Genomic DNA, 11,861 nt, shown 5'->3' on the forward strand with positions numbered 1-11,861 from the left:
TCCCCTCACCACAGAGTTTTGCGTTTGCTTTGAAGAAGGTGTGATTGCCCGCTAACGCCACTCACTATAGATTGGCGCTCACGCACTCAATATTGGCGTTTCCCCAAGTGATCAATGCAGCGGCGCACTATCAGCTCGACTACCCCGATCTGGCCCTGATCCTCGCTCTAACGCGCGCCGGCTCTCTGGCCCGCGCGTCTCAGCTGTTAAAAGTAGACGTCTCCACCGTGTTCCGCGCCGTGCGCCGTCTCGAGTCGGCACTCGGTCAGCAACTGTTCGAAAAAAGCCGCGCCGGTTACCTGCCGACCACCCTCGCACAGAACCTCGCCGAGCAGGCCGAACGCGCCGAGCAAGCCCTCGAAGCCGCGCGCATTGGCGTGGAGCAGGGCGGCGAAGTGATCAGCGGCACGGTGCGTCTGACCTGCACCGACTCGGTACTGCAAGGCCTGCTTCTGCCGGCGCTGGCGCAGTTCATGCCCAACTACCCGGCGCTGACCATCGAACTGAGCACCTCCAACGACTTCGCCAACCTCCGCCGCCGTGATGCCGACATTGCCCTGCGTCTGACACGCACACCGCCGGAGCACTTGGTCGGACGGCAACTGGCGAAGATTTCCTACAGGGTCTGTGCCAGTCCGCGCTATCTGCAGAACGTCGATCCTACAGATCTGACCGCGCTGACCTGGATCGCCCCGGATGACTTTCTGCCCGATCACCCGACCATCGCCTGGCGCCGTCAGCACTTGCCCGGCGTTGTGCCGGGTTATCGCTGCAACAGCATGTTGTCGGTGACTGAACTGGTACGCGCCGGGCTCGGTGTGGCGGCATTGCCGGATTTTCTGATGGGCGATGACCTGCAAGCCTTGAGCGAACCGTTGCACGGTTACGACACCGCGCTGTGGCTGCTGACCCGTCCGGATTGCCGGGCGTTGCGCTCGGTGGTCACGCTGTTCGATGAACTTGGGCGGGCGCTGCGTCTGCCGTGATCAGCGCTGCGCAGACTGGCGCATGTGATCGTGCATCTCGCTGGTGAGACTTTCGATGCGTTCGGTCAGGCTCTTGGTCATCTCGGTGAGGCGGGTGTTTTGCTCCAGCAATTCCAGCAACTGCGCGGTGTTCTGTGCGGCCTGAGCCTGACGCTCAGTATTAGCTCGCGCGAGGTCTTCACGGTGCTGGGCGTCGGCGTCGGATTGCGCCTTGTCGCGCGCGGCCTGGCGGGTTTGCGCGAGCAGAATCAGCGGCGCGGCGTAGGCCGATTGCAGGCTGAACGCGAGGTTGAGCAGGATGAACGGGTAAACATCGAACGTGGTCACGCCGAAAACGTTGAGGCAGACCCACAGCAACACGATCAGGGTTTGCGCGCCGAGAAATGTCGGCGTGCCGAAGAACCGCGCAAAGGCCTCGGCGCGCAAGGCGAAGGTGTCGTTGCCGAACGTGGTGGCGAGGTGGGCGTGAGGGCGGTGGAAGCGCAGGTGATCGGTGGGGTCGGTGGTGGGTTTTTCCGATGGGTCAGGGGTCATGATGGGCTCGGCGGGGTTGGGTGGCTGTGCATATAGTCTTGCGTTGTGGCTGCCGGCCTCTTCGCGAGCAGGCTCGCTCCCACATTTGAACTGCATTCCTACTGATGAAACTCGGTCAAATTGTGGGAGCGGGCTTGCTCGCGAAGGCGGCGCCACCGTCCCTCAAACTCTGGCGTCATGCGCCAATGCGACACTGATCGTATTGCGCCCCGTATGTTTCGCCGTATACAACGCCTTGTCCGCATCCTCCAGCCAATCCACCGCGTCCTTATACCCGGCCTGATAGCGCGCCAGGCCAATACTCAAACTCACCCGCAAATCCGGCACATCCGGATGGCGATACTGCTCCAGCGCCTCGCGCAACTGCTCCATCAGCACCTCGGCTTTGGCCAATGGCAGCGTCGGCAGAATCACGCAAAACTCATCTCCACCATAGCGCCCGGCCAACTCATATTCATCGAGCACACGCTTGAGCTCCAGACTCAATTGACGCAGCGCCGCATCGCCAACGATGTGCCCAAAACTGTCGTTGATCACTTTGAAATGATCGATATCGATCAACGCCAATGTGGCTTGCGTGTTGTGCTGACGACACTGCTGAAACTTCAGATGCAGCAGGTCTTTCCAGGCGCCGTGATTGAGCAGGCCGGTCAGGCTGTCGGTACGGCTGAGCGCACTCAACGCACGTTTATGCTGGGACAATTTGATCGCCAGTCGATAACAAACCATGCCCAGCGCCAGCGGATACAGCGTAAGCATCGGCAGACAGGCCCAGACTTGCGCCTGTGTCATCGTCAGACTGAATTTGAAACCGAAGATCGACCAGCCCAGCAACACGCCGACGAGTTGAGCGAGGGCGCCAAACACGAACAGTCGCTGGCCACCGGCCGCCACGTTGTTCATGGTCATCATCGACAGAATGGTCACGGTCGCCAGCGGATTGAACTGAAAACTCGCCGCCCAGAACCCGCCGCACAGCGAGTCATAAAGCATGTTGCGGCGCTCGGCCTGATAGGGGAACGCAGAGCGCGTGGAGATCTGATACGCCAGATGCGGCCAGGCAAAGCCGTTAAACAGCAACAGTGCCCAGATCCAGCCCGGCATGTTCAGCGGATACAGCGCGGCGCCGACACAGAAAAAACCGACGCCCAGACCGATGATCCGGGGCAGGTAAATACGTCTGGCGAATGACAAGCCTTTGCCGCGATTGTTTTCCATGGTGTCCTGCGCGAAATTCGTCCTGAAATACTTTGCAGTATATTTCCTCAGGTCGACCGTCTGTCGGTCGATTGTCGGACATTGTCATTTATTCCAACAGGAATGATCAGTGTCCTTCCGAGCCATTAATCGATGGCTCACGCAGGAGAGTGGCGCGTTAGAGCTGATAACAGCCGAGAAACATGTCCAGAGCCGATTCAACGACGGTGTTCTGCATCTCGGCATCCAGCGGCGGTTGGCCCATGGAAATCTGTGGCCAGAAGCCAAACGACTTCAGTAGGCCTTGCACCTGATGCGCGGCGAATTCCGGATCGACAGGCTTCAATCGACCGTCGGCCACCGCTGCACGAATCCACACCGTCAGGCCTTCTTCACGTTCGCCCATGCGCGCCACCATGTTCTGCGCACGCTCCGGGGAATGAATGGTGGCGGCAATCGCCACCCGCGCCAGGCCGAGGAAATTGTCGTCGGCCATCATCTGCAATTTGGCCAACAGCATCTGCCGCAGCTGCTCGCGCAAAGGCTTGTCGGCGCAATACGGTTCGCGCATTTCTGCGCTGATCCGCGCCCACAACTGATTCAGAATCTCGGCGAACAACTCTTCCTTGCTGGGGAAATGGTTGTACACCGTTCGCTTCGACACACCCGCCGTCGCGGCGATCTTATCCATGCTGGTGACCTCGAACCCGTTGGCACGAAATTCGGCAATCGCCGCCTGAATAATGGCTTCGCGTTTACGGTCGGTGAGGCGCTGTGGAGCTGTCATAAGTACGCTTCGGCAGGAAGTGGATGAAATTACACTCGGTAGTTTACTTGTCATCGTGTTTGATACAACCTAGAAACTACACCGCTCAGTGTAATGTTGCGTTAATCCTCGCAACCTAAAAAACAGACAGTTCGGCCTGTGCGTGCAGCCATGGCCATTTATCGTCCCACCGTGAAACGCCGTGAATTCCCCGGTTTTTCAGGAGTCATTCAGTCATGGCCAACCCAAATCCCGCTTCAACACCCGAAGCCTCACGTCAGGCTCAAGGGCTGTTCCGCAACCACGCGCCAGTGCAGCGCGAAGGCCTGCGCAAAATGTTGCGGATCATGTGGAACATGATCTTCCACAAACCCCGCGACACCCGGCCCGCCGCGCCGATCCCGGTGCAAGCGCTGACCCGCGAAGACCTGCTGGCCGCGCCGAACCACAGCGTCTATCGCCTCGGCCATTCGACCTTGCTGCTGAACCTGCGCGATAAATTCTGGATCACCGACCCGGTCTTCGCCGAGCGCGCTTCGCCCGTGCAATGGGCCGGCCCGAAACGTTTTCACCAGCCACCCATCAGCATCGACCAATTGCCGCCGATCGAAGCGGTGATCCTGTCGCACAACCACTACGACCACCTCGACCACCAAGCCGTACTCAAACTCGCTGAAAAAACCAACTACTTCCTGACCCCGCTCGGCGTCGGCGACACCCTGATCAAATGGGGCATCGACGCCAGCAAAGTGCGCCAGTACGACTGGTGGCAGGGCACCGAAATCGCCGGTATCCGCTTCATCGCCACCCCGTCGCAACACTTCTCCGGTCGAGGCCTGTTCGACGGCAACAGCACACTGTGGGCGTCGTGGGTGATGATCGACGGAGACACGCGCATCTTCTTCAGCGGCGACAGCGGCTACTTCGACGGCTTCAAACGCATCGGCGAAGAATACGGCCCGTTCGACCTGACCCTGATGGAAACCGGCGCCTACAACGTCGAATGGCCACACGTGCACATGCAACCGGAACAAACCCTGCAAGCGCACATCGACCTCAAGGGCCGCTGGCTATTTCCAATCCACAACGGCACGTTCGACCTGGCCATGCATGCGTGGCACGAACCGTTCGACCGAATCCTCGCGCTGGCGTGGGAGCGCAGTGTGACGATCACGACGCCGCAGATGGGCGAGGCGTTTAATCTGGCGCAGCCGCAGCGGGGGAGTGCGTGGTGGTTGACGGTTGAAGGTGAGACTGAAGCAGCGGTGCAGGGCGCCTGACGCCTTATCGCGTCAAGCGAATACCACCTCAATACGCCCCTCTTTTCTTGAACGAGGGGCTGATTTCACCACTATTTGTACGTCTCGTCCGAGCCGAGAAAGACACTCCATCATTTTGGCCTCACTGATACCGCGAAATTTCCCGCGAAGCATTTCGGAGAGTTTGGGCTGAGACAAACCCAGAATTTCCGAAGCTTGAATTTGGGTCAGATGGCGTGCCCTTATGATTTCGCCGATCTTGGCCGCGAGTTGTGATTTGACCTGCATTTCACTGGCATTGGGCAAGCCGAGGTCTTGGTAGACGTTGCCGCTGCCTTCTTCAATTTCTATCATTTGATGATCCTTTGGCGTGATCGTGGGCGCTCTCGTTTGTGCTGCATTTACAACAGGAGCGAGTGCTTATGATCGTGCCGAATATACCTATATAGGGATAATGTTCAACGTTTGCTTTCACCTGCTGAGAGTGAGCGTAAATGCTGGCTGAATCTGGAAGAAGCGGCGTCAGAAAAAGCCTCCATCCCGTGTAGCGGCTACAAGTCAGGCTGACTTTTCCTACTGCTGATTGTCCTTGTTGCTGACAGCGCTTTCTGACGGTGTCGGTAGGCTGTATCGCGAGTGAATGAGTCACTCGCGTTTTTTCATACAAGGATGATCCACATGAAACACCCCTTCAAACGCCGCATAAACACGCTGGCGCAAGCAATTCTGATTTCGCTGACAGCCACAACCATTGCCAACGCCGCCACGGCGAACGCCCCGCTCGAATACGCCAGCGTTACTGAGCTCGGCAACATGATGGCGAGCAATGAACTGACTGCCGTCGCACTGGTTGAGCACCTCACGCAGCGAATCGCTGACCTGGACAAACAAGGCCCGGCCCTTCGCGCCGTTATCGAGCTCAACCCGCAAGCGCTCGATATCGCCAAGGCACTGGATGAAGAGCGCGCAGCAGGTCAGACGCGGGGCGCGCTGCACGGCATTCCCGTGCTGCTCAAAGACAACTTCGACACCGCCGACAGTCTGCAAACCAGCGCGGGTTCTTTAGCGATGGTCGGTCAGCCGGCTGCCGCTGATGCTTTCGTGGTTAAGCAATTACGGAATGCTGGCGCGATTGTGTTGGGTAAAACCAATATGAGTGAGTGGGCTTACGTGCGGGACATGGATCTGCCGCATGGCTGGAGCGGTCGCGGTGGCCAAGGGAAAAACCCACATCTGGCGAGCGAAAGCACCTGCGGCTCCAGCTCCGGTTCCGCCTCTGCTGTGGCAGCAGGTTACGCCCCAATTTCCCTGGGCACTGAAACCAACGGTTCGATCACTTGCCCGGCCTCGGCTAACGGCGTGGTTGGCGTCAAACCGACATTAGGTCTGTTAAGCCGATCCGGGATCGTGCCGATCACTCGACTGCAAGACACTCCGGGCACCCTCAGCCGTACTGTGCGCGATGCGGCGCTGACCTTCAACCTCCTACAAAGGGTTGATGCAGAAGATTCCGCCACCTCGGGTGCACCGACAGGAATTGATTACACCGCACTGTTAAGCAACGATGCCCTGCAAGGCAAACGCATCGGCTATCCCGTTGCCTACGTAGGCACCAACGGTACGCCTCTGACGCCTGGCGTCGAATTTCTGATGGCCATGGCAGCGATGCAGGAACAAGGCGCCACGATCGTACCCGTGACGGTTCGTTTGCCAGACATCGATGGCTACATCCCCAGCCTGATGGGCGGAATGAAACACGAGTTGCCCGAATACTTCGCCAGCCGTCCCGACCTGCCAGTCCAGTCGCTGCAAGCGCTGATCGACTTCAACAAAGCCAATCCCGGCGACGAAGGTCACGGACAAGCCATGCTCGAAGCGATCAACGATATGGACATGACCCATGATCAGGCACGTGCCTCGCTCGCAACCATCAGCGAAAAATTCAAGGGCGCCATCGACGAACAACTGCAAGAACACAATCTCGATGCAATGGTTGCCGAAGCCGACGGCTACTCGCAGTTCGCCGCCGCCGTCGCCGGCTATCCAGCGATCACTGTGCCATCGGGCATGGACGATGACGGACTGCCGACCTCGGTGTTCTTTTTCGGCAAAGCCTGGAGCGAGCCGCAACTGTTCGCCATGGCCTACAGCTATGAACAAGCCTCGGCCGAACTGCGTCATCCTGCCTTCAAGTAATCATCCGACCTGAGCAAAATCCCCACGCTCGACAGCGTTCTGCTGCATAGCCTGGGGATTCAATTTACGGCCCGGCGCGAACCCGGGAAAGAACACCAACCCCTGCGCTTCCAAGCGATACGCCAATGCCAGACGCGCCGCATCGGCCACATCCTGCTGCGCCTCAAACCGCTGAATGTCTTCGACAGACACCTGGGCCTCACGCGACAACTGCTCAGCGCTCCAGCCCAGCATGGCTCGGGCCTGCGTGCAATGCGTCGGGGTAAACTGGAAAAGCGCAATATGTTCGAGAATGAGGTTCATCGCAGAAGTGGCCATGGTGTGCTCCGGGCTCAAGAGTGCTGATTGAAAATATACTGTGTTTTTGTACAGTTGTTTTCGGCCGGGATCAAACGCATTTTTTGATTTTCCCTGATTCGCCGCCTCCAACCAGACGGACGGTGCCTGACCGAGTCGTCGCTGCTCGCTGAAACTCGTCCCGGTCTGCGGGCGCAAGAACGATCGAAGGTAGGCAAGCTTACGGGTAACTGCTCCGTCGGCTGTGGGAGTGTTTGACGTGTGTTGGGACGTTGCAGAAAACTCCGACACCGTGTGGGTAGCTTTCCTTCAGTCGTCACTGGGAAGGGAATGAGATCAGTGAAGTGGATACCCGGTTGATCTAAGATGGCCTCGGTATTCAAAAGAGAAAACGCATGTTGATCTTCAATTGCACCGAAGCTGCCAGCAAGTTTTTCAGCCGGGTTCACAAAGGCAAAAAAATCACGCCGGTGGACAACAACCCCCCGTCGAAGGCCATTGAAGATGACGAGGCCAGCAATTCCGTAGAGCAATGGCTAGTTCATGCGATCACGGTGCAACGTAAGCACGTATTGTTGGTTATCCATGTAAAAACCCGTTACTGCATGGTCTTCGCCGAGGCGAAAAAAGCCGACGCAGAAGGTTTCGTTGCCTGGTTTGCTGATCGTTGGCGTGAAGGATTGATCCGCGATGCGATCAATCACGGCTTTATGGATTGGGTCGATGCCGGTGTCATGCCGGAGCGCATGGATCAAGGCTGTCACGATTACAGGTTTTATCGGCGTAGCCATCGCAGTGCGCAAAAACACATTGATGAAATTGCCTGGTATTTCCAAGGCAGTGCATCTGAGTCGGGCTGTTTACCACCGGGTGAACGGGCAGCCATTGGTTTCGATGCCGCGATGAATGACACGCCCAGAAGCAGCAAAGGTCAGAAAGATATGTACTGGCCGAATGTCGAAATGGTCGCTCACTGGTTGCGTGAATATTGCGCTGTTGATGAGGCGGGTATAGAACGTGCCTTGAAGCGACGTCTGGAGGCGTGGCGAGAGATCAATGCTTGTCATAGGCGCTAGGGTGCAGCCCATGCTTGAGCAACTCGGGCGCGAAGTCATCAGTAATCACGCTCGTATGTTGCAGGGTGGGAATGCTGAGCAGTATGAGCGTCGCTCCAGCAGTTCTGTATCCCGACATAGTCAGCCTGCTGGCGCCGTCAACCTGCAACTACCCCAAGGCTAACCGTCACTCCAGTCCCGGCGCCTCACGAATAATGAAGTGATCCAGGTTCTCGATATTGGCATTGAAGACCTCGAAAGGCTTTTCGGGGTTCTTCTTGCCGGGCACCTGCTTCAACTCCGGCGTCACCCCATAGAAGAAACAGAACAACGCCTTGTCGCTATCCACCGCGTGCTTGATCTCCTCCAGAAACGCCTTGCGCTTGCGGTAGGTGTCGATCAGCTTCTTGTTCAGATAAACGCTGACCGGATACGGCTTCTTCTTACTGTCCTCGGGCTTCTTGAACCAGACCTTGTCCTCGAAATCGATACGAAAACTGGCACTGTGGAAGTCCTCGATCTTCTTGATCCGCCCCCAGTAAATCAGTCCCTTGTTGTCCGTCAGATACTCAATCTTCTTGAAGAACGAACTGTACGGCGCCGAATGCTCGCCGACCTTCAACGGCATCCGCTTAAGCAACTCCTTGTCGGCGAAGTTGGAAACAAAACACTCCACCGGATGCGCAAACACACTGGTCTTGTCCGGCGCCGATTCACGCCTCGCCGACTCTTTACCACCGTCCGCCGCCGCCCGCACCGGATCATCGCGCAACACATCCGCCACCCCCGCTGGCGCGATGGGCTTGCGCACATACTCACGCCGGGTCAGTAACAACTCGGATGGGAAGTGTTCCTCACGACCGTCATCTGCCTCACCATCCGCCGTCTCAATGCCAGACGCTGAAGCCTTCAAACTCACATACGGACAACCCGCCACATGCTGTGTAGTGGGCAGATTCTTGAAGTGCGGCGTGCGCACGTAATTCACGTTCTTGGCGTTGAACGTACCCAACTCTTTGGAGGCCTCGAACGCTGAACGACAGGCATCGTTGGGGCACTGGAAGTGTTCCTTCGCCGAGTCAAACGCCACCGTCTCATCGAAATTGAGATCGCGAACATCATAGATCGACAACTTGTCGTCGAGGCTGAGGCAGTAGGCGAGATCGAATTTCATGGTGGGGCTCGGATCCTTGAGTGGGGGAGGGGTATTAATAGCGGGAGGCGGGGTAGGTTGCACTGATTGTTTTCAGGATGATGCGGAATCTGTGGGAGTCAGCCTGCTGGCGATTGGTGGTATCAACTCATTACCGAATCCAGACACCCGCCCGGCAGCAACACGTTTCAATTGTGGTGAGGGGATTTATCCCCGATGGGCAGCGAAGCTGCCCCAAGATCAGCCAATGCAGTTATTCAGATAAACCGAAATTATTCCTCTTCAAGTCTTCCAACGTTGTCATAAAGCCAAGCTGTGAATTCCGCTCTGTCGTCCGAATGGTGACAACGTTGGTGGCAGTTAGGACACAGCGCCACGACATTCGAAGGCTGGTCTGATCCTTCTTGTGACATATGCTTAACGTGATGAACTTCCAGAAATGGTTTCCCATCCTTTTTAAATGGCGAAACTTTGCCACAACCTTCGCAAATCCCATTGGCCTGCTGCCGAACCCAGCCCCTCAATTCAGGATCACGAAAGTAAACTTTTCTGGTGGACGTCGTTTGGAGAGGTGTTTTTCTACCTTTGGGGACGTAATCAAATTGCTTCCGCTCAAACTTAGCGGCGCGTTGTTCCAGCAATATTTCGTCCGCAGCGGGCTCAGAGTCTTCAAGCGTCAGAACAGTAGAAGCATCAAGTGCCTTCCGGATGCTGCGCGCTACATTCGCACCAACATTCTGTGCAGGTTTGTAACCTTCAATACGCTGTCTACCCATTTCGACCAGCACGGTAGAAATGTTTTGCATCCGGAACTCGACAGAGCCTTTAGTCCGACCGGCTAACGGGCCTTCACGCAGGATTCGATTTTCCTCAGTTTTGACGAATTTCTGGCCGCTCTGCTCGCGTGCAAGCATCTTGAGATAGGAATCGACTGCCGCCTGAATCTCGACCTCACTCCAATCGCTATTACTTTTATCCGTGTCCATACAATCGCCGAGGGTTGAAAACCCTCGGACGATACTGAGTGGCCATCACATCTGTCTACGAAAAATCCTACAGAAAAAAACGACGAATCCTGCGCGATCTTTCATATCCATCCCTAGCCCATCGAGTGCTTCGAGAACTGAAACACCTGCGAAACCCTTCGCCACCAAGATTTTCCTTCCTTCGCCCGCCGAGGTTTTTGGTCGTTCAACAGGTAAGGCATATCCCGAAGCCGAATCCAGCCCTCATCTTGCCAATGCAGCAAACTCAAAGACATCGCCGGCCAATCCAACAAACTCAACATTGGCCGATTTGAATCTCCTGAATCCTGCGCATCGCGCAAGGTTGGCACGACCTCATTGGTCAGCCATTCCCGCAACAACCGATTTCCCGGAACGTAGTGATAGATCAACAGCGCGTACACCCCAGATTCACTGAGCATCAGATGCTGTTCAGGTTCTCGAAAGTACTCAATCCACATGACGCGGCGTTGATCGCTATCTAGTTTGTTGACCACCCGATCATTCAGATGGAAACCCATCAAGCGGCCGACATCGCGGGCGGAGAACCAAGGTTGGTTCTCTAATAGAAGGGCATGCAGAGAAAGGTTGTGGCGAGAGAAGACAGTTACCGAGCATGGATCAGACATATCTATGACCTCTACGTTTTGGATTTTGGGAGGGCCTGACCCCAACGTAGAGTGGACTTAAGAAATCCCAACGAGCAAAGCAGTTGCCACCGACGATTTACGCGTCTGTGTCACTGGCCAAGCTTTCTACGTTGGGCGTTTCTTAGGCACCTGCGATAGAGCTTAGTAGTGCTCATAGCAGGCTTCAATGGGAAGAAACTGTAAGTGCTGTAGGAGATTGAACGCTGTGACGTAGGCGTAAAAATGATTACCAATCGCCCATAAAAAAGCCCCGATCAGATCGGGGCTTTTTACTTTCTCGACTCGCCGACTCAAACCGCAATCGTCAAATCGTGCCAAGTGAGACTATTAGTCCCAGCTCAACGCACCACCAGTCTGATACTCAATAACCCGCGTCTCAAAGAAATTCTTCTCTTTCTTCAAGTCCATAATCTCGCTCATCCAAGGGAACGGGTTAGTCGTCCCTGGATACTCTTCCTTCAAACCAATCTGCGACAAACGACGGTTAGCGATGAACTTCAGATAATCCTCCATCATCGCCGCGTTCATACCCAACACCCCGCGAGGCATGGTGTCACGTGCGTATTCAATCTCCAGCTGCGTACCCTGCAGAATCATCTGGGTCGCTTCTTCCTTCATCTCAGCATCCCACAAATGCGGGTTTTCGATTTTGATCTGGTTGATCACGTCGATGCCGAAGTTCAGGTGCATGGATTCGTCGCGCAGGATGTATTGGAACTGCTCGGCGACGCCGGTCATTTTGTTGCGGCGGCCCATGGATCGGA

Annotated in this window: 13 protein-coding genes; 4 read left to right on the forward strand and 9 right to left on the reverse strand. The window is 56.2% G+C overall.

What is annotated here, in order from left to right; genetic code table 11:
• Nucleotides 1–107: 107 nt before the first annotated feature.
• Complete coding sequence (locus tag ACIP1X_RS15910) at nucleotides 108–986, forward strand: LysR family transcriptional regulator (RefSeq protein ID WP_400753450.1); 879 nt, start codon at nucleotides 108–110, stop codon at nucleotides 984–986.
• Here ACIP1X_RS15910 and ACIP1X_RS15915 read toward each other — a convergent pair whose 3' ends face one another.
• The 3 genes from ACIP1X_RS15915 to ACIP1X_RS15925 all read right to left on the reverse strand — a co-directional run bounded on the left by ACIP1X_RS15915 (nucleotide 987) and on the right by ACIP1X_RS15925 (nucleotide 3,504).
• Nucleotides 987–1,520, reverse strand: a complete 534-nt coding sequence (locus tag ACIP1X_RS15915; protein WP_053122919.1) for a DUF1003 domain-containing protein — start codon at nucleotides 1,518–1,520, stop codon at nucleotides 987–989.
• A gap of 162 nt (nucleotides 1,521–1,682) precedes the next feature.
• A complete protein-coding gene (locus ACIP1X_RS15920; RefSeq protein ID WP_400753430.1) occupies nucleotides 1,683–2,738 on the reverse strand; it encodes a diguanylate cyclase in 1,056 nt (351 codons plus the stop codon).
• A 157-nt stretch (nucleotides 2,739–2,895) separates the two neighbouring features.
• Entirely contained in the window at nucleotides 2,896–3,504 is a 609-nt protein-coding gene (locus ACIP1X_RS15925) for a TetR/AcrR family transcriptional regulator (protein ID WP_159812741.1), read from the reverse strand.
• 215 nt (nucleotides 3,505–3,719) lie between these two features.
• Between ACIP1X_RS15925 and ACIP1X_RS15930 the strand changes: the two genes are divergently transcribed.
• The gene (locus ACIP1X_RS15930; RefSeq protein WP_400753433.1) at nucleotides 3,720–4,763 is read left to right on the forward strand and encodes an MBL fold metallo-hydrolase; all 1,044 of its coding nucleotides are present in this window, start codon (nucleotides 3,720–3,722) and stop codon (nucleotides 4,761–4,763) included.
• A gap of 12 nt (nucleotides 4,764–4,775) precedes the next feature.
• Here the strand turns inward: ACIP1X_RS15930 and ACIP1X_RS15935 are convergent, their stop codons facing one another.
• Nucleotides 4,776–5,096 (reverse strand): helix-turn-helix domain-containing protein, encoded by a 321-nt coding sequence (locus ACIP1X_RS15935; RefSeq protein ID WP_400753436.1) that lies wholly within the window; start codon nucleotides 5,094–5,096, stop codon nucleotides 4,776–4,778.
• Nucleotides 5,097–5,420: 324 nt separating this feature from the next.
• On the opposite strand from ACIP1X_RS15935, the gene ACIP1X_RS15940 reads away from it, so the two are divergent.
• On the forward strand, nucleotides 5,421–6,938 hold the full coding sequence (locus ACIP1X_RS15940) for an amidase family protein (protein WP_400753439.1): 1,518 nt from the start codon (nucleotides 5,421–5,423) through the stop codon (nucleotides 6,936–6,938).
• Here the strand turns inward: ACIP1X_RS15940 and ACIP1X_RS15945 are convergent, their stop codons facing one another.
• Nucleotides 6,939–7,256 carry an XRE family transcriptional regulator gene (locus ACIP1X_RS15945; protein ID WP_053122904.1) on the reverse strand — a complete coding sequence of 106 codons (318 nt, stop codon included), beginning with the start codon at nucleotides 7,254–7,256 and terminating at the stop codon, nucleotides 6,939–6,941.
• A 374-nt stretch (nucleotides 7,257–7,630) separates the two neighbouring features.
• Between ACIP1X_RS15945 and ACIP1X_RS15950 the strand changes: the two genes are divergently transcribed.
• A complete protein-coding gene (locus tag ACIP1X_RS15950; protein ID WP_400649945.1) occupies nucleotides 7,631–8,311 on the forward strand; it encodes a DUF6933 domain-containing protein in 681 nt (226 codons plus the stop codon).
• A 166-nt stretch (nucleotides 8,312–8,477) separates the two neighbouring features.
• On the opposite strand, the gene ACIP1X_RS15955 is transcribed toward ACIP1X_RS15950, so the two are convergent.
• The 4 genes from ACIP1X_RS15955 to ACIP1X_RS15970 all read right to left on the reverse strand — a co-directional run.
• On the reverse strand, nucleotides 8,478–9,464 hold the full coding sequence (locus tag ACIP1X_RS15955; protein ID WP_400753440.1) for a hypothetical protein: 987 nt from the start codon (nucleotides 9,462–9,464) through the stop codon (nucleotides 8,478–8,480).
• Nucleotides 9,465–9,715: 251 nt separating this feature from the next.
• Entirely contained in the window at nucleotides 9,716–10,429 is a 714-nt protein-coding gene (locus ACIP1X_RS15960; RefSeq protein ID WP_400753443.1) for an HNH endonuclease, read from the reverse strand.
• A gap of 113 nt (nucleotides 10,430–10,542) precedes the next feature.
• Nucleotides 10,543–11,076: a Bro-N domain-containing protein gene (locus ACIP1X_RS15965; RefSeq protein ID WP_400753445.1), complete on the reverse strand. Its 534-nt coding sequence runs from the start codon at nucleotides 11,074–11,076 to the stop codon at nucleotides 10,543–10,545.
• Between the two features lie 348 nt (nucleotides 11,077–11,424).
• Nucleotides 11,425–11,861, reverse strand: a 437-nt coding sequence (locus tag ACIP1X_RS15970; RefSeq protein ID WP_400753448.1) for a ribonucleotide-diphosphate reductase subunit beta, incomplete at its 5' end; no start/stop codon positions are given.

The organism is Pseudomonas sp. NPDC088885 (assembly GCF_044750025.1).
In the GTDB taxonomy this organism is placed as follows: Bacteria; Pseudomonadota; Gammaproteobacteria; order Pseudomonadales; family Pseudomonadaceae; genus Aquipseudomonas; species Aquipseudomonas rustica.